Here is a 16496-nt window from a genome sequence, read left to right as displayed (position 1 = left end):
TCACTTTCGTGATGGTTTCGATGCTTGGCAATTAAATAATCCGACGCGTTTGCGATTAAATCGTTGTTGCTGAGGGTGAAACAGTGACTAAATATTTTTCCGTGGTTGCCATTATTATTTTCATAACAACCGCTTGCGATCAAAAAAAACCGCAGCCTGCCCCACTGCCACGCATGGTTAAAGTCGTCGAGGTTATTGCGTCCGGCGAAACACAACAACGTCTCTTCCCGGCGCGGATCGAGTCTGGCGACTCGACCGAACTGTCGTTTAAACGCGCCGGGCAGATTGAATCACTCGACCTTCGTCAGGGGGCTCGCGTTGAGCAGGGCCAGACACTTGCGAGGCTGACCGCGCGTGAAGCGCAGCAGCGCGTCAATGAACGGCAAACTGCCGCAACCCTTGCTCAGCGCCAGTTTGCCCGTTACCAAACGCTTTCTGGCCGACAGGCGGTTTCCCAGGCGGATATGGATATTCAGCGTGCAAACCGGGATGCGGCGAATGCCGCGTTGCAGATCGCCCGCGAAGAGTTAGGTCAGATGACGCTGACCGCGCCGTTTAGCGGGGTGGCAGCCATGGTTAACGTGCGTAACCATCAGGTCGTCGCTGCGGGTCAGGTGGTGGCTATTCTGACCCGCAGCGACCTGCTCGACGTGGTGTTTAACGTTCCTGAAAACCTGTTTACCGCGCTGGATATGCGCAATATGACTTATCGCCCGCGGGTGCGCATCAATAGCCTGCCCGACCGGGAATATCAGGCCGATTATAAGGAACACACCGGCAGCAGCAGCGGCTCCCTGACCTGGCAAGTTATTTTGACGATGCCGCGCCCCGCTGATTTCCCTGCCGTGGGCGGCGTCAGTGGCACGGTCACCATTAATCTCTCCAATCTGCCGGCCAACGTCGGTCACACATCGTTAGTGGTGCCGGTCGAAGCGGTCTTCAATCCGGATAACAGCCAGCGTAATGATGCCCATGTCTGGGTGGTACAGGAAGCCGATAGCCAGCTGGTGCTGGAAGATCGTAAAGTCAGCGTCGGTGAGGTTACCACTCAGGGCGTGGCGATCACCGCCGGACTCCATGCGGGAGAACGCGTGGTCGCCGCCGGGGTAAATGAGTTGCATGCCCGCCAGCCGGTGCGTATCTGGACGCGTGAGCGGGGGCTGTAATGGATCTCTCCCGGCAGTTTATCGACAACCCCATTCGCGTCTGGCTGGCCATTTTGTTATTGGGCATTGGCGGTATTTTCGCCCTGCTCAATATTGGCCGCCTTGAGGATCCCGCCTTTACCATTAAAACCGCGGTTGTCCTGACGCAATATCCCGGTGCCTCCGCTCAGCAGGTGGAAGAGGAAGTCACCTTGCCGCTGGAGAATGCGCTACAGCAGCTGCCCTATCTGGACAATGTCAGTTCGATCTCCTCCAACGGCCTGTCGCAAATTACGGTGAATATCGCCTCGCGCTACCACTCGAATGAATTGCCTCAAATCTGGGATGAAATGCGCCGCCGGGTCGGTGATGCATCGCGCTTCTTTCCTTCCGGCGTCGCCCCGCCTTTTGTGAATGATGATTTTGGCGACGTGTTTGGTTTTTTCTTTGCCATTTCTGGCGACAGCTTCAGTAATCCGGAGCTGGTCCAGTACGCCGAACAGTTACGCCGCGAGCTGGTGCTGGTGCCGGGGGTGGGCAAAGTGGCGATTGGCGGAGCGATCCCGCAGCAAATTAATGTCGACGTTTCCCTGACGATGATGGCCGCACGCGGCATCACCCTCACTCAGCTTTCGGGCGTGCTCAGCCGTCTGAATGTGGTCTCCAGCGCAGGGGAAATCACCTCCGGGACGGAAAGCATTCGCCTGCATCCGACCGGCGAGTTTCAGAATATCGACGAACTGGGCGAGTTGCTGGTCAGTCCGGTTGGTGCGCCGGCTACCACCCGATTGCGCGATATCGCCACGCTGTCGCGCGGACTCAGTGAATCGTCCTCCAGCATTTATCACAATAACGGACGCCAGGCGGTGACCATGGGGGTGTCGTTTATCCCCGGCGTCAACGTCATCGATGTGGGTAAAGCGCTGGAAGCCCGGCTGCAGCAAATGTCTGCGGAAAAACCGGCGGGCATTCAGCTGAACGTGTTTTATGACCAGGCGGCGGAAGTAGCGCATTCAGTTAATGGCTTCATTACCAATTTCCTGATGGCGCTGGCGATTGTGGTCGGCGTGCTGCTAATTTTTATGGGCGTGCGCAGTGGCATTATCATCGCGCTTTCACTGGCGCTTAATGTGCTCGGCACGCTGCTGATCATGTACCTGTGCGGCATTGAGTTGCAGCGTATCTCACTGGGCGCGCTGATCATCGCCCTCAGCATGCTGGTCGATAATGCCATTGTCATTGTCGAAGGGGTGCTGCTCGCCCGCCAGCAAAATACGTCCCTCGCATCGACCCTGAATTTCGTTATCCGCCGCACGGCTTTCCCGCTGTTGGGCGCCACCATTATCGCCATTCTGGCTTTTGCCCCTATCGGGTTATCGCAGGATTCCACCGGCGAATACTGCAAATCGCTGTTCCAGGTGCTGCTGATTTCCCTGCTGCTGAGCTGGGTTTCTGCCCTGACCATTACGCCAGTGCTGATCAAATGGTGGTTGTTTAGCGCGAAGGGGACGGCAAAAGCATCAGCAGAGGTTACTCCCCACACTGGCGGTTTTTACCGTCTTTATCAGCGCGCCCTGCGCGCCCTGGTAACGCAAAAAACGCTCACGCTGTCGCTGATGGTGGTGCTGCTGGCGGGCGCGGTTTGGGGATTCGGTTCCGTACGGCAAAACTTCTTTCCTTCGGCGAACACGCCCATTTTCTTTGTCGATCTGTGGATGCCCTACGGCACTGACATCATCGCGACTGAGAACATCACCGGCGATATTGAAAAATCGATCGCCGGACAAAAAGGCGTGATCTCAACGGTGACCACCATTGGTCAGGGCAGTATGCGCTTTATCCTTACCTACAATGGGCAGCGTCAGTACAGCAACTACGCGCAGATTATGGTGCGCATGGACGATCAACGCAGCATTGCCGGCCTGTCGCGGCGTATTGATGCCTATATCTCCCAACAGTATCCGCAGGTCAATGCCAGCACCAAACGGGTGATGTTTGGTCCGTCGGGTGGCAGCGCCATTGAAGTGCGAATCAAAGGCACCGATCCCGACAAAATGCGCCTGATTGCCAGCCAGGTGAGCGACGTTCTGGCCAATGACCCGGCAACCGACAGCGTGCGCAATGACTGGCAAAACCGCAGCAAAGTTATTCGCCCGCAATATAATCCGGCGCTCGGGCGCGAGCTGGGCGTAGATAAACAGGAAATTGATAGCGCGCTGCAGATGAATTTCTCCGGCAGTCGCGTCGGGTTGTATCGTGAAGGGGCCGATCTGCTGCCGGTGATTGTCCGTCCGCCCACTCGCGAACGGCAGGACGCGAACCATCTCAACAATGTACTGGTCTGGAGCCAAAGCCAGCAGCACTATATTCCGCTCAGTAACGTGGTTAGCGCGTTCAGGCTTGAATGGGAAGATCCGCTGATTTTACGGCGCGATCGCAGCCGGGTGCTCACCGTCCAGACCGATCCGAATCCGCTCAGTCAGGACACGTCCGGTGATATCCTGGCGCGCGTGAAGCCGAAAATCGATCGCATCGCGCTGCCGCAGGGCTACCAGATTGAATGGGGTGGCGATGCCGAAAGTTCCAGTGAAGCGCAGCAAGGGGTGTTTACCTCATTGCCGCTGGGTTATCTGGTGATGTTCGTGATTACCGTGCTGATGTTCAGTTCGTTGAAAAACGCCATTGCTATCTGGCTGACGGTGCCGCTGGCGCTGATCGGCGTGACGCCGGGATTCTTAATCACCGGTATCCCGTTCGGCTTTATGGCCTTAATCGGCCTGCTCAGCCTGAGCGGGATGTTGATCCGCAACGGCATTGTGCTTATCGACGAGATTGAACAGCAGAAGCACGTAAAAGTGCAGGAGGAGGCGATTATCAGCGCGGCCACCTCGCGTCTGCGCCCAATATTGCTGACGGCCTTCACCACCGTGCTCGGGCTGGCTCCGCTGCTGCGCGATGTCTTTTTCCAGAGCATGGCGGTGGTGATTATGTTTGGTCTGGGCTTCGCGACCATACTGACCCTGTTGGTACTGCCGGTGATTTACGCCTGCTTCCATCGCCAGACGGCCACGAACGCCCCATGAATATCACCGGGCTGAACGTGATTAAAACGCTGGGATGTATGACGGCGGTGACCTTTTTTACCCTGTATAATACCTGGGACCGTTACGATTATGATTACCACTGGATCCTGCCCTTTCTGACCTTTATTTCCACCATCGCTACCCCGTTATTTTTTGTTGTTGCCGGCATTATGGATGCGCAATCAAAGCAGGATTTGCGCTGGCAGCTTGGCAAGATCAGAAATGTGGTGATCGTATTTCTTTTCTGGATGTCAGTTTACTATTTGTGGGAGCCCTACCAGCGTGGTTACCTTATTCAGCCGTGGTTTATCTGCTCTTTTATCCTGATTTACAGTTTCCACCCGCTGTTAAACTGGCTCAGCCAGCACCGGTTAGTATTCCTGGCGCTGGTGATGACGCTGCTGCTGTTTTCGTATGGCTATGACCTGATGTATGTTCTGACGCCTGAGCAGCCCTTCTTCAGTCTTGAACCGCAATACCGGCTCTGGACCTGGCTGCTGTTTTATTTAACCGGTCAGCTATTGTGCGATCCGTTCATTGCCGACTGGATGGAACGTAAAAAGGTGGCGCGTGGCGCGGCAATCGCCCTGCCCTTTGTTTACCTCTTTACCTGGTTCTACGAGCAGCATTTTTTCTTTGCCTTATTTAAAGCCGACCGCAATGCCTTTATTCTCACCGGCTCACAAATTTATCTGCTGGTGGTGGCACTGGTCATCGCCGCCAGTCAGGTGCGTTTTCAGCGTAATGCCGCGGTAAAAGAATCCTTTCTGGCGGCAATCAGCAAAACCATGACCGGGGTATATATCCTGCATTACTCCGTATTCCATCTGTTAAGCGTGCTTATTCCGATTACCTCACTGGCCACCAAACTGCTGCTTATGGTGGTGACCTTTATCGCCTCGGTCCTGCTGTCGAGGTTAATGCTCTCTATCGCGTGGGTTAAAAACGTCATCACGCTGTAAGTTCAGAAGCCATAACGCAGCCAGGCGAAAAGCACGTTGCCATTGTTATAGGTGCCGGGAATGTAGGTAAATTGCAGGGTTAACCGTTTATAGCCGGCGGAGAAAAGCGGAAGAATCAGCGGCAGCGGAACATAATTGGCGAAATCATCGCGCGCGGTGATCCCGGCGGTTAAACCTAAACCCAGGCGAAAATCGTGCTGCTGATCCAAATACCAGCCTTTTTCCCAGCCGTAACCCACCATCGGCTGCCACTTATTATGGGAATCCTTAAACGCCATGGCATAGAGCGCACTCCAGTTACCTTCTGCGGTATAGCGCGATACGCCGATGCCGCCGCCCCAGGGCGTTTCGTTATAGTTGTCGGTTTTGTCTTTGTCGTAAGCAAACCGGGCGTGCCAGCTGATAAAAGGCAAATAGAGGTCGTAGTATTCAGGCTGTTCCCATGTCTGGGAAACATCATCTTTCAACCATTCCCAGCCGTCGCTGACGCTATTACTGGCGAAGGCGGGATCGATAAATAACACCAGGCACACAGACAACGCCACAGTAAGACTGCGCATAGTTTTTCCTCTGTTAAATTAACTGATGCTTAAACAGGTGTAACGCGAGAGTTGACCGTCCGTGAGCCGCTGGTAAGTATTATAGTTGTTTATCCGGGGCGGCATTTACTGGCCTGCCCTGTTCCATTTGTGTCGAGGAGAATGGGTAGCGATGTTCACAGGTTGGTTAGGCTCTTTCACGCCCTTTGCCCGGGGATTATTTCTGCTGGCTTGCCTGACGCTGGTATTAATTGGCTTGCATCTTGCCGCACCGCTGATCAATCAGGTGCTGCTGGCGCTGTTTCTGGCAATCATGCTGGATCCGCTTATTAGCCGCCTCGAAAAGCGCCGCGTACCGCGTATTATCTCCTCCCTGCTGGTGATTATGATCCTGTTGTTGCTGATCGTGATTATCATTATGTCACTGAGTGCCGCCACGCCAGATTTGCTGCAGCTCAGCCGCCAGATGCCTGCGCTGGTGGCGGAAAGGTTACAAACGCTGGCGCATTTGCCTGGCCAGATGGGCATTGTCTTTACCTACGAAGAAATGCTGAATTTGATTGATGGCAGCGCCATTGTGCGTTTTATCGCTACCCAGCTTTCGCTGATCCCCGGCATGCTTTCATGGTGGCTGATGGTCTTTCTGATGCTGCTGTTTATGCTGTATGAGCTGCCGATGTTTACAACCTTCCTGCGCGCCAAAAAACGTCATTCGCGCCTGTTTACCGCGCTGGAAGAAAGCATTCAAAGCGTGATTGTTTACGCGCAGGTGAAAACCCTGACCGGCCTGCTCGGCGGAATGATTGTCTGGGCAGCTGCCCATTTGCTGGGGTTGAAGCTAGCCTTCCTGTGGGGCCTGCTGATGTTTATCTTCAACTACGTGCCGGTCCTCGGCTCGTTTCTCGCCGCCATCCCGCCGGTGGTGCAGATCTTTATCCTGTCCGATACGCAAACCAGCCTGCTTACCGTGGGATTCTTTGTGGTGTTGAATCTGTTTTTGAGTTCCGTCCTGGAGCCGCTGATGCTCGGCAGGCGGCTGAATTTGTCACTCACCGTTCAACTGCTGTCATTTTTATTCTGGCAGTCGTTGCTTGGGATCACCGGCGCGATTCTGGCGATCCCCCTGACCTTTTTGCTGACCCGAGTCTGGCTGGCGTTGCGACAATCGCCTGACAGCGCCTGATTGCCGGAGCGTAATGGCGTCCTTGGCTGGCGGCTTCTGACCCGGCGTTCAGGTCTAGTCCCTGCCCCGACAGTTATTCAGAGTGACGGCCGATCCTTCGGTTTCTCCATCCCCGAATCGGTCAGCGTTGCTCTCACCTGCGGCAGGCTTTGCGGATAATTCTGCTGCACAAACTCAATCATTCTTTCCCGCACGTAGCAGCGTAGATCGAAGGCCGTGGGGGAATTCTGTGCGGTCATCAACATTCTGATGGTCATGGTTTTGTCGGTGGTATCGGTCACCTGCAGCACCTTGGTTTCCTGATCCCAGAGTTTGGTTTCGCCGAGGATTTTATCAAAATGCTGACGCAGCGGCTCTAAGGGCATGGAATAGTCGAGATACAGAAACACCGAGCCTAATATCTGGGCGTTATTACGCGTCCAGTTCTGGAAGGGATTTTCGGTAAAGTAGGTAATCGGCAGCACCAGGCGGCGCAAATCCCAGATGCGCACCACCACATAGGTCAGGTTTATCTCCTCAATCCAGCCCCATTCATTTTCAACCACCACCGCATCATCAATTTTTATCGGTTGGGTGAAGGCGATCTGAATGCCGGCAAACAGATTGATCAGCGACTTTTGCAGAGCAAAACCAATGATGATACCCGCGACCCCGGCACCGGCCAGGATGGTGGTGCCGAATTTTCGCACGGCAGGGAAACTGAGCAAAATCAGGGTCAGACAGAATGACACCAGCAGGACCATCGCGACTTTTTTGACATACATAATCTGCGTACGAATTTTACGGGCACGAAGATTATTCGAAAGATTAATGTCGTAGCGGATAAAAAGCATGTCCTGCGCCACGTTGGTCAGTCGAATCAAAATGGAGCAAAAAGACAGGATAATAAAGACGTTAAGGGTGGAGGTGATAAAGCCCAGAGATTCCGGCTGGATGGTTATGTAATTCACCCCGACGTTGATCATCAGCAGGGGAATAAACAGAAACATCGATCCACGAAGATGCTTTTCCAGTGATTTGAACAGCTTCCGGTCGCGGCTTTGCCAGTAGCGGATGAACCGGAGAAGGATAAAGCGGGCCAGAAATCCCAGCGCGAGTGAAAGAATGACGAGCAATACCGCAGGCACCCAAACTGGCGCACCAGATAACTCACCGAAAATCGTTAGCATTCAGTTCCCTTACCCTGTGAAAAAATGTCGTGAACGGGCTTTTCAAAAAAAGCCAAAAGTAACCGATAATTTAAGGGTAGCATAAATGCAAATCACTGAAATTTAAGATGACGTTTAATCGGATTAGTCCACCAGCGGGGTGTCCATACTGAGAACACGCGGGCTTACTCCGCCCGGCTCTTGTGAGGTGTAAATGCTGATAGCACAGGTAAAGATATCCATGCCGCACCGGATAACGATCGTCTGACACGCGTTGAGCGGGTGCTGTCGTGGCTTAAGCAGGTTTCGCCATGACGCAGGCGTGCTGCGCCTGATGGGGCTGGCCATTTCTTCCGGGCACCTTTACCGACCTGTCGCAGGCATATTTACGGGCATACCGGCTTATATCTGTGGCTCGGTTTGTACGGCTAATCCAGCAGTGCGGGCATTTTTAGAATTTAAGCGGGAAAGCTTCTCGCTTTACTGCGATTTATTAAAATTCTCAATAAGTAAACACAGTGAAGTCCGCGCCATCATGAGAAAAAGTCCCCGATGGGGTCATGCCCATTTTTTTATGCGCTTCAATCGATGGGCCATTATCATCCCGAATAAACAGGGTACCCTGACGGTTGGGAAGCTGACGGCGCAATTCAGCAAACATCCTACCTGCCAGTCCCTTTCCCCTTTGGTCGATTCTGACGCAAACCGGGCCGTAGAGATAGGCGTCATTGTCACCGGTAAAGGCTTTCAATAGCGATTTCACTACCGGAATATCCGCATTCCTTTTCAGGTCCGCCGCCAGCAAAAAACCAACTATCTCACCCTTCTTTTTGGCAATAATTAACGGCATCTCCTCGATCATTAGCGCTAATTTTTCTTCGGATAACGCCGCTGAAAGCGAACCACCGTTGCTGGCAAGGTTGGCATTCTGGAGGGTCATCACGCCTTCGACGTCATCTTTTGTAGCCACGCTGATATCAAATTCACCACTTTTCATCATCATTTACCCGGAAAAGAACGCATTATTGGTCGGTTATTAAGATAACCCTGGTGAGCTACTTTAAAACAGCCTAATGAGCCTCATTCAAACTGCCAGTAAAGCGGCGTGCCGAAAACCTCAACGTAGTAATCAATCACCGCCCGAACATTTAACGGCGGGTGCCGTACGTTTGGATAGATGGCGGCAACATGCTGCGGTTCGGTTTTAATCGCGCCCTGATATTTTTCCATTACCCGGACCAGCGCCCCTTTTTTCAGGCTGTCACCGATCAGCCAGTCGGGGAACAGCACCATGCCCATCCCGCCAAGCGCGCTGGTCAGTAAGGATTCGGCATTATTGGACGTCAGCAAGCCGTTAACGGGAAAATGCGTCCAGCGGCTTCCGGGTTTTCTGAATAACCAGCGATTGGGGCCAGAGGAGCCGCGGTACACCAGGCATTTATGCTCACTCAGTTCTGCAGGCGATACCGGCTGTCCGTGCTTTTCTACATACTCCGGCGAGGCAACCAGATGATAATGCTGGGTGCCAAACACCCGCGCATGGAAAGAGGAATCGGTCAGGGTGCCAATCCTGAAAATCACATCCGCCGCATCCCGGTGCGGATCGATATAGTCATCGGTCTGGGTCAGCTCAATCTGCAGGCGCGGATAGCGGTTCGACAGTTCTGTCAGCCAGGGCGCGATATGACGCTGGCCGAAAAAGACCGGCGCATTAATCCTGATCAGGCCGGAAGGTTCCAGCGAACGATCCAGCATCTCGGTGCGGGCTTCGCTCAGCTGCTCGGTCATCGCCCGGGCATAGTCAATGAACAGCCTTCCCGCTTCGGTGGGGATCACCGCGCGGGTATTGCGATAAAAAAGCTGCTGCCCCAGCGTGTCCTCAAGTTGCAGGATCACCCGTGAAATCATCGATGCAGAGACCCCTTCCCGCCTGGCGACAGCCGAAAAACTTTGCTCATCGAACACGCCGATAAAAAAGAGCAGCGTGCGGAAATTTATCGCCCCTGGATCGTACATTATCCTGATTCCTGCAAAGGTGTTTCCTGAATTATACCGTTTTTCATTATGCCGCGCTGCTATAGGATGCTCCCCCTACACCACTGGAGACTGTTCAATGCCGCTTTTATTTATATTACTCGTCGTCGCGGGCGGGATGGGATTATCCGTTGAGGCCGGCTTATTAGGGCCATTGGGGAGCGAAGTCGGTGACCTGTGGGCCACCTTCAGCATTTTTGGCGTCGGTGCGGCGCTGACCTTCATGTTGATGCTGTTCTTTAGTCCCCGCAACAGCCCGTCATTCTTTACTCAGCCGTCATGGACGCTGGTGGGGGGCATCCTCGGGCCAATCTATGTGGTCATTCTGACGGTTGCCGTGCCCATTATCGGCATTGCGATGACCATGATTGGCATTCTGGCCGGACAGGTGTTCAAAAGCCTGGTGATTGACCATTACGGTCTGTTTGGCACCGCCCACCGTAAAATTGACAGCAAGCGCATTATCGCGCTGATTTTTATTGTTGCGGCATTGTTTCTTGTGGCAAAAGGCTAAGGTGATTTTATGAATATTTTAATGATTATTCTGGCGGTCGTCGGTGGCGCAGTCCTGAGCATGCAGGCGGCGATTGGCGGCAAGCTGGGCAGCAACGTCGGCGTATTTCGCAGCGCGTTTCTGACCTTCTCGATTGGCGCACTGGTCACCGCCCTGCTGATTTTCTTCTTCGAACCTAAACAAGCCCTGACCTTGATGGACGTGCCGAAATGGCAGCTGCTGGGCGCACTCTGTGGCGTTCCGTACATCGTGATTATGGTGCTGGCGGTGCAGCGAATTGGTTCGGCGGTTGCCACGGTGGCGGTGATCTTTGGTCAGCTGGCGATGAGCATGCTGATTGATAACTTTGGCTGGTTAGGCAATGAGGCGATTCACTTCTCGGTGACGCGTCTTGGCGCGGTGGTTTGCCTGGGGATCGCGCTGTTCTTTATTTACTCCAGCAGTAAGAACAAAAGCGCACCGACGGAAAAAAACGTTAAGCAGGCCTCGGCACGCAGCTGAATTCGGGCTGGCTGGCTGGCTGGCTGGCTGGCTGGCTGGCTGACCAACGTTAAACCGGCTGAATGCACATTGGTCGCAAACAAAAAAGGCTCCTTTCGGAGCCTTAGTCAGTCCAGCGCAATCGCTGTTAAACCTACTTAATCTCGGTAATAAAGTTCTCGCGAGCACGGCGGACTTTCTTCAGGTTAACCAGCCAGTCGCCTTCGTCGGAACGGTAGCCCAGCGGTAAAATGATCACGCTGCGCAGATTTTTGGCGCTCAGGCCCAGAATCTCATCCACTGCCGCCGGATCAAATCCTTCCATCGGGGTGGCATCAACCTGCTGTTCAGCGGCGGCAATCAGCGCGGAACCCAGACCAATGTAGGCCTGGCGGGCCGCGGCCTGATAGTTGGCTTCCTGACCGCGTTCCGCCACGATGCCAAGCAGCATCTGACGATAGTTTTCCCAGCCTTCGTTGGTCGAGTTGCGCACGTCATTGGTCAGATCGAACATCATATTGACGCGATCGGCGGTGATGTCGTCCCAGGCAGCGAAGACCAGCAGATGAGAGCAGTCGGTGACCTGCGCCTGATTCCAGCTGACCGCTTTGATTTTTTCGCGAATTTCCGCGTTGGTCACCACCAGTAATTCAAAAGGTTGCAGGCCGCTGGAGGTCGCGGTTAAGCGCACGGCTTCAAGGATATGTTCCAGCGTGTCGGCCGGGATTTTCTTCGCCGGATCGTATTTTTTAGTGGCATAACGCCAGTTAAGCAGCTCGGTGATCTTGGTCATTAATCTTATCCATCGCGATAATGTTGAGTGTGGTGTGCGGCTTACAAGCCTTTGTTTCATGCACAGTCTACCGACATTGCAGGCGGAAGGCGTAGAGCAAATCGAGGCATATTTCCTCAGTCAGCTAACGTACTCAACAACGCCTGCTCCAGCTTATCGGCGGTAATCGTAAACGGCAGATGCTGCAGGCTGTCCGCCGGGAAGCGGATGGATTCAGCCAGCGCTCTGACCCGCGCGTTGCGGTCATCACCGACAAACGGCAGGGTTAGCGGCGTATTAAAGCGCTGTAACAGCCCCATCAACCTGCCGTCCGCCCGATCGCTGTTCTGCTCGATAATCGATTGCACCCGCAGGCTGAAGCCGACCTTTTCGCCGTGCAGCCAGTGATGTACCTCGGGCTGATGGGTCAGGCGGTCGTGGATGACATGGGCAAAGCCCGGCGTGGCCAGCCGATCCTGAATGCTGTTCGCCAGCCCGGCCAGCACGATATTGGCCTCAATCACCTTTTCCAGCGCGGGCGTCACACGCTTTTGCGCATTGTCGGCAACGGCCTGCTCGCCCCACTTCTCAAATGCTGCCACCGCCTGCCAGGCCGAAGAGACTTTCAGATCCAGCGCCAGGCGGTCGGGATTGTGCCGCTGATAAGGCTCAAACTCGTACCATTTTGCCAGTGCATCAACGATGCCTGACTTCAGATAACGCACGTCGCTGCGGGCAATAACCTCGCTGTCCACCAGCACCAGGGCAGGCAGTTTATTGAGCGGATCGCTGCGCAGATGCCCGCCCTGCTGATTATAAACAATCGCCAGCGGCGACCAGGCGGCACAGGTGGCGGCCAGCGTGGAGAACGTGATCAGCACCCGATCCGGCAGCGCGTCGTTGACCGCCTTGGCGGTGTCCAGCACCCTTCCGCCGCCAATCGCCAGCACCACCTTGACGTCCTGCGCCTGCACGCTGGTTTGCAGCTTTTCTATCGCCGCATCGGTACACTCGCCGTGCAGAAAGTTGAGCTGCCAGCGGATACCCGCGCGTTCCAGGCTTTCACTCAGCTGCGGGTTAACCGCTTCCCAGGCCTGCGGCGAGGTGAGGATATGAATACGCAGGCCAAACGGCGCAACGATCTCGCCCACTTCGGCCCGCAGGCCCGCCTTTTGCAGGTAGGCTTTCGGCGATTTAATGGCAAACATCGGAAGTCCTCTTTTCGGTTAGCGACGGTAGGCCAGCGATCGGACGATGCGGTCGCCGATTTTTTGAATGAGCTGCACCATCACCAGCAGCACCACAATCGTTGCCGCCATAATCTGATTATCAAACCGTTGATAGCCGTAGCGGATCGCCAGATCCCCTAACCCGCCGCCGCCGACCACACCGGCCATGGCGGAAAAGCCAATCAGCATCACGATGGTCAGGGTAATGCCGGCGATCAGCGCGGGCAGCGCTTCGGGCAGTAATACCCGGCTGACGATGTGCCACAGATTGCCGCCCATCGACACCACCGCTTCAATGCGGCCGCGATCGACTTCATCCAGCGCGTTCTCGACGATGCGGGCAAAAAACGGAAAGGCGCCCAGCGTGATCGGCACAATGGCCGCCGTGCTGCCCAGCGTGGTGCCGACCAGCAAGCGGGTGAACGGGATCAGCGCAATCAGCAACACCACAAAGGGTAAAGCGCGGCCGACGTTAACGACGGTATTCAGCACGGTAGCAATTGTGCGGTTGGGCAAAATCCCGTTCTTGCGGGTCAGAAACAACAACACGCCCACCGGCAGGCCGAGCGCCACGGTAAACACCGCCGCCAGCAGCACCATATAGGCCGTTTCCCAGGTGGCATTCAGCAGCAGATCCTGAAAGCGGTCCCAGTTTACGCTACGCATCTGGCCTGCTCCTCACGCTGATAGCGGGCAATAAAGGCCCGATCGGCTTCGCCATCTTTCAGCAGCATCTGGCGCAGGCGTCCGTCGGCGCGTGCCATAATTTCCGTCACACTACCGCTCTCCATTAGTCGGCCATTTTCCAGCAGCGCCGCGCCGTCACAGATGCGTTTCACCACGCCCATTTCATGGGTGATTAGCACGATGGTAATGTTGAGCTGCTGCTGAATATCGGCCAGCAGATCGAGGATCGAGGCGGTGGTTTCCGGATCCAGCGCGCTGGTGGCTTCATCGCACAGCAGGTAACGCGGTTTGGCGGCCAGCGCCCGGGCGATGCCGACCCGCTGTTTTTGCCCACCGGAAAGTTGTGATGGCCAGGCACTGGCAAAGTTTTCCAGACCGACCAGCTGTAGCAAGGCGTTGACGCGCTCGCGCCGCTGTTTCGCGGGAATACCGGCAATTTCCAGCGGCAAATCGATATTGTCGTGAACGGTGCGGGAATGCAGCAGATTAAAGTGCTGGAATATCATGCCCATCTGCTGCCGCTGACGGCGCAGCTGCGGCAGGCTGAGCTTGCCAATGTCTTCGCCATCAATCTCAATCTGTCCGGCGCTGGGCTGTTCAAGCAGGTTCAGGCAGCGTAACAGCGTGCTTTTTCCCGCGCCGCTGCGCCCGAGAATGCCGAAGATTGAGCCGTCCTCGATGGTCAGCGAGACCTGATCTAACGCCGGCACCTCCGTGCCGGCATAATGTTTAGTGATTTGGCTGAGTTTAATCATGCTTCTCGTCCGCAACCGGGATCACCGAACCGTTGTAGTTCTTGCGGATAAATTCGGCAACCTGCGGTGAAGTCAGGTCTTTTGCCAGTTGTAAAACGCGCGGATCTTTCGCCAGTTCAGGCGTGGTCACCAGCAGGTTGGCATACGGATTATGCTCGGCGGATTCCAGCCCCAACGCATCCTTCGCCGGGGTTAAGCCCGCTTCCAGCGCGTAGTTACCGTTGATAATCGCGGCATCGACGTCATCCAGCGAGCGCGGCAGCTGTGGCGATTCAATTTCGATGATTTTGATTTTTTTCGGGTTGTCGCTGATGTCTTTCGGCGTCACCAGCGTTGATCCGGCCTCGCCCTGCGCATTCAGCTTGATCACCCCTTTCTGCTGCAGTAACCACAGCGCGCGACTCAGATTGGTGGTGTTATTCGGCACTGCAATGGTCGCGCCCTGCGGCAGCGCCTGCAGGCTTTTCACCTTGCGGGAATAAATCCCCAGCGGCTCAATATGCACGCTGGCGACCACGCTGAAGGTTTTCCCCAGCGCTTTTTCCTGATCCTTCAGATACGGCAGATGCTGGAAGTAGTTGGCATCCACATCGCCTGCCGACAGCAGTTCGTTCGCATTCACCCCACCGTTCAGTTCGACAATATTCAGATCCAGCTTCGGATCGATTTTCGTCACATACTCCAGGATCTCGGCATGTGGCACCGGATCCGCTGCCACGCGTAACGGCGCCGCATATATGCTTTGTGCAACCAGTAATGACAGCCCTGCCAGGGTAAATACGGTCTTTTTAATCATCATCATTCTCTTGTTGTTATTGACTGTTGGTATGTTCTGGATAGAAGCGTCGGGCCACTTCGGGATGTGAGCGCAGGCGGCCTTTCAGGTAATTCCAGCCCACTTCGCGTAATAAGGGATTGAGCGGATCGCTGGCCGGCCCCAGCGCCAGACGGGCAAGCGAGTCCGGCAGCTGATAGACCGGCACCACCGCATCGAGCTGGGCACCGAGGAAAAACGCCACCGACAGACGTTCCTTTTCGGCCTTCGGTGACACCACGCGATGGATGGTGGCGCGCAGGTAGCCGTTGCTGGCGAGTTCCAGCAGTTCACCAATATTGACCACAAACGAGCCCGGCAGTGGCGAGGCGGCAATCCAGTTATCGGGCGTGACCTCAACCTGCAAACCCGGCTGGTCGTCCTGCAACAGCAGCGTCAGGAAACCGGAATCTTTATGCGCACCGACGCCCTGCGAAGACTCGGACTCATGTCGGCCAGGATAGCGGATCAGCTTGATATGTTCGTTCGGGTACTTGCCATACAGGTTATCGAAGGCGTTGCGCGGCAGTTGCAGCGCTTCAGCAAAGCCGCGCAGTAGCTCAAGCGCCACCTGGGTCATATCCTGCTGCCAGCCGGTCAGCACGGTTTTTAATTCCGGCAACGCCTCAGGCCACTGATTCGGCCCCTGCATCCGCTGCCAGGTTGGCACGTCAGGGGTGTTTACTACCGCGTCACGATCGGCACCAATATCAAATTGTTCGCGGTAATCCGGCTGGCTGCGGGTTATTTCCACGCCGGCCAGGTTATATCCGCGAAAATGCGGCGAGTTCTCCATTTTAACTTTCAGCTTTTCTTCTTGTGAAAGCGAAAAAAAAGAACGGGCCACGTTCTGCACGTTATCTAATACGGTTTTTTCAACGCCGTGATTAATCAGATAAAAGAAGCCGACATCGCGCGCGGCCTGGCCGAGTTTCTCAATGGTCTGTTTTCTTTGCTGCTCATCACCGGTTAACTGGGCGAAATCAATTACCGGCAGCGCGAGCGTTTCTGTCTGGCTCATCAGTGTTATCCCGTTGGCATGTCATAGAACAACAATGCCATTTCCGCCGGGGCTTAACTACGAAGTAATCCTGCAATCAATATGCAATCGGCAGCATTTCATGACAAACAATGAAACGGCAGAAATAACA

The 16496-nt window shown here is 54.9% G+C and carries 16 protein-coding genes; 6 read left to right on the top strand and 10 right to left on the bottom strand.

The annotated features are described in order from the left end of the window. Positions 1 to 83 precede the first annotated feature (83 nt). Genes AC1UKS_RS08285 through AC1UKS_RS08275 form a run of 3 tightly spaced genes read left to right on the top strand, consistent with a single transcriptional unit; the run spans position 84 to position 5190 of the window. Positions 84 to 1166, top strand: coding sequence for an efflux RND transporter periplasmic adaptor subunit (locus AC1UKS_RS08285; RefSeq protein ID WP_482436400.1), 1083 nt, complete (start codon positions 84 to 86; stop codon positions 1164 to 1166). Further along, positions 1166 to 4228, top strand: a complete 3063-nt coding sequence (locus tag AC1UKS_RS08280; RefSeq protein ID WP_482436398.1) for an efflux RND transporter permease subunit — start codon at positions 1166 to 1168, stop codon at positions 4226 to 4228. Before AC1UKS_RS08285 ends, AC1UKS_RS08280 begins: the two co-directional genes overlap by 1 nt. Next, positions 4225 to 5190, top strand: a complete 966-nt coding sequence (locus tag AC1UKS_RS08275) for an acyltransferase (RefSeq protein WP_482436396.1) — start codon at positions 4225 to 4227, stop codon at positions 5188 to 5190. The genes AC1UKS_RS08280 and AC1UKS_RS08275 overlap by 4 nt, the downstream gene beginning before the upstream one ends. 2 nt (positions 5191 to 5192) lie before the next feature. On the opposite strand, the gene pagP is transcribed toward AC1UKS_RS08275, so the two are convergent. Then, the gene (pagP, locus tag AC1UKS_RS08270) at positions 5193 to 5750 is read right to left on the bottom strand and encodes a lipid IV(A) palmitoyltransferase PagP (protein WP_482436395.1); all 558 of its coding nucleotides are present in this window, start codon (positions 5748 to 5750) and stop codon (positions 5193 to 5195) included. 151 nt (positions 5751 to 5901) lie between these two features. On the opposite strand from pagP, the gene AC1UKS_RS08265 reads away from it, so the two are divergent. Beyond that, a complete protein-coding gene (locus tag AC1UKS_RS08265) occupies positions 5902 to 6912 on the top strand; it encodes an AI-2E family transporter (RefSeq protein WP_482436394.1) in 1011 nt (336 codons plus the stop codon). A 77-nt stretch (positions 6913 to 6989) separates the two neighbouring features. Here AC1UKS_RS08265 and AC1UKS_RS08260 read toward each other — a convergent pair whose 3' ends face one another. The 3 genes from AC1UKS_RS08260 to AC1UKS_RS08250 all read right to left on the bottom strand — a co-directional run bounded on the left by AC1UKS_RS08260 (position 6990) and on the right by AC1UKS_RS08250 (position 10076). Next, positions 6990 to 8081, bottom strand: a complete 1092-nt coding sequence (locus AC1UKS_RS08260; RefSeq protein WP_482436392.1) for a mechanosensitive ion channel family protein — start codon at positions 8079 to 8081, stop codon at positions 6990 to 6992. Positions 8082 to 8562: 481 nt separating this feature from the next. Beyond that, positions 8563 to 9063 (bottom strand): GNAT family N-acetyltransferase, encoded by a 501-nt coding sequence (locus tag AC1UKS_RS08255; RefSeq protein WP_482436391.1) that lies wholly within the window; start codon positions 9061 to 9063, stop codon positions 8563 to 8565. Positions 9064 to 9140: 77 nt separating this feature from the next. Beyond that, positions 9141 to 10076 (bottom strand): LysR family transcriptional regulator, encoded by a 936-nt coding sequence (locus AC1UKS_RS08250; protein WP_482436390.1) that lies wholly within the window; start codon positions 10074 to 10076, stop codon positions 9141 to 9143. A 97-nt stretch (positions 10077 to 10173) separates the two neighbouring features. Between AC1UKS_RS08250 and AC1UKS_RS08245 the strand changes: the two genes are divergently transcribed. Then, positions 10174 to 10608 carry a DMT family transporter gene (locus tag AC1UKS_RS08245; protein ID WP_482436388.1) on the top strand — a complete coding sequence of 145 codons (435 nt, stop codon included), beginning with the start codon at positions 10174 to 10176 and terminating at the stop codon, positions 10606 to 10608. Between the two features lie 9 nt (positions 10609 to 10617). Further along, a complete protein-coding gene (locus AC1UKS_RS08240) occupies positions 10618 to 11109 on the top strand; it encodes a DMT family transporter (RefSeq protein WP_482436386.1) in 492 nt (163 codons plus the stop codon). Between the two features lie 133 nt (positions 11110 to 11242). On the opposite strand, the gene AC1UKS_RS08235 is transcribed toward AC1UKS_RS08240, so the two are convergent. From AC1UKS_RS08235 to AC1UKS_RS08210, 6 genes are all read right to left on the bottom strand, one after another. Beyond that, positions 11243 to 11881 carry an NAD(P)H-dependent oxidoreductase gene (locus AC1UKS_RS08235; RefSeq protein ID WP_482436384.1) on the bottom strand — a complete coding sequence of 213 codons (639 nt, stop codon included), beginning with the start codon at positions 11879 to 11881 and terminating at the stop codon, positions 11243 to 11245. A 116-nt stretch (positions 11882 to 11997) separates the two neighbouring features. Then, positions 11998 to 13068 carry an iron-containing alcohol dehydrogenase family protein gene (locus tag AC1UKS_RS08230; protein WP_482436383.1) on the bottom strand — a complete coding sequence of 357 codons (1071 nt, stop codon included), beginning with the start codon at positions 13066 to 13068 and terminating at the stop codon, positions 11998 to 12000. 18 nt (positions 13069 to 13086) lie between these two features. After that, positions 13087 to 13755, bottom strand: a complete 669-nt coding sequence (locus AC1UKS_RS08225; protein WP_482436381.1) for a methionine ABC transporter permease — start codon at positions 13753 to 13755, stop codon at positions 13087 to 13089. Continuing rightward, positions 13743 to 14531 carry a methionine ABC transporter ATP-binding protein gene (locus AC1UKS_RS08220; RefSeq protein WP_482436380.1) on the bottom strand — a complete coding sequence of 263 codons (789 nt, stop codon included), beginning with the start codon at positions 14529 to 14531 and terminating at the stop codon, positions 13743 to 13745. The genes AC1UKS_RS08225 and AC1UKS_RS08220 overlap by 13 nt, the downstream gene beginning before the upstream one ends. Continuing rightward, complete coding sequence (locus AC1UKS_RS08215; RefSeq protein ID WP_482436902.1) at positions 14524 to 15327, bottom strand: MetQ/NlpA family ABC transporter substrate-binding protein; 804 nt, start codon at positions 15325 to 15327, stop codon at positions 14524 to 14526. The genes AC1UKS_RS08220 and AC1UKS_RS08215 overlap by 8 nt, the downstream gene beginning before the upstream one ends. Before the next feature lie 16 nt (positions 15328 to 15343). Next, a complete protein-coding gene (locus AC1UKS_RS08210) occupies positions 15344 to 16366 on the bottom strand; it encodes an isopenicillin N synthase family dioxygenase (RefSeq protein ID WP_482436379.1) in 1023 nt (340 codons plus the stop codon). Between the last annotated feature and the right edge of the window lie 130 nt (positions 16367 to 16496).

Source organism: Erwinia sp. AK-PDG3-5 (assembly GCF_056821705.1).
Note: the sequence above shows the minus strand (reverse complement) of the source record. Positions and strands in the feature narration are given on the sequence as shown.

Bases quoted from the DNA above. Each gene is read 5' to 3' on its own strand.
- AC1UKS_RS08280 (WP_482436398.1), top strand. From the start codon at position 1,166: ATGGATCTCTCCCGGCAGTTTATCGACAACCCCATTCGCGTCTGGCTG.
- AC1UKS_RS08275 (WP_482436396.1), top strand. From the start codon at position 4,225: ATGAATATCACCGGGCTGAACGTGATTAAAACGCTGGGATGTATGACG.
- pagP (WP_482436395.1), bottom strand. From the start codon at position 5,750: ATGCGCAGTCTTACTGTGGCGTTGTCTGTGTGCCTGGTGTTATTTATC.
- AC1UKS_RS08265 (WP_482436394.1), top strand. From the start codon at position 5,902: ATGTTCACAGGTTGGTTAGGCTCTTTCACGCCCTTTGCCCGGGGATTA.
- AC1UKS_RS08260 (WP_482436392.1), bottom strand. From the start codon at position 8,081: ATGCTAACGATTTTCGGTGAGTTATCTGGTGCGCCAGTTTGGGTGCCT.
- AC1UKS_RS08255 (WP_482436391.1), bottom strand. From the start codon at position 9,063: ATGATGATGAAAAGTGGTGAATTTGATATCAGCGTGGCTACAAAAGAT.
- AC1UKS_RS08250 (WP_482436390.1), bottom strand. From the start codon at position 10,076: ATGTACGATCCAGGGGCGATAAATTTCCGCACGCTGCTCTTTTTTATC.
- AC1UKS_RS08245 (WP_482436388.1), top strand. From the start codon at position 10,174: ATGCCGCTTTTATTTATATTACTCGTCGTCGCGGGCGGGATGGGATTA.
- AC1UKS_RS08240 (WP_482436386.1), top strand. From the start codon at position 10,618: ATGAATATTTTAATGATTATTCTGGCGGTCGTCGGTGGCGCAGTCCTG.
- AC1UKS_RS08235 (WP_482436384.1), bottom strand. From the start codon at position 11,881: ATGACCAAGATCACCGAGCTGCTTAACTGGCGTTATGCCACTAAAAAA.
- AC1UKS_RS08230 (WP_482436383.1), bottom strand. From the start codon at position 13,068: ATGTTTGCCATTAAATCGCCGAAAGCCTACCTGCAAAAGGCGGGCCTG.
- AC1UKS_RS08225 (WP_482436381.1), bottom strand. From the start codon at position 13,755: ATGCGTAGCGTAAACTGGGACCGCTTTCAGGATCTGCTGCTGAATGCC.
- AC1UKS_RS08220 (WP_482436380.1), bottom strand. From the start codon at position 14,531: ATGATTAAACTCAGCCAAATCACTAAACATTATGCCGGCACGGAGGTG.
- AC1UKS_RS08215 (WP_482436902.1), bottom strand. From the start codon at position 15,327: ATGATTAAAAAGACCGTATTTACCCTGGCAGGGCTGTCATTACTGGTT.
- AC1UKS_RS08210 (WP_482436379.1), bottom strand. From the start codon at position 16,366: ATGAGCCAGACAGAAACGCTCGCGCTGCCGGTAATTGATTTCGCCCAG.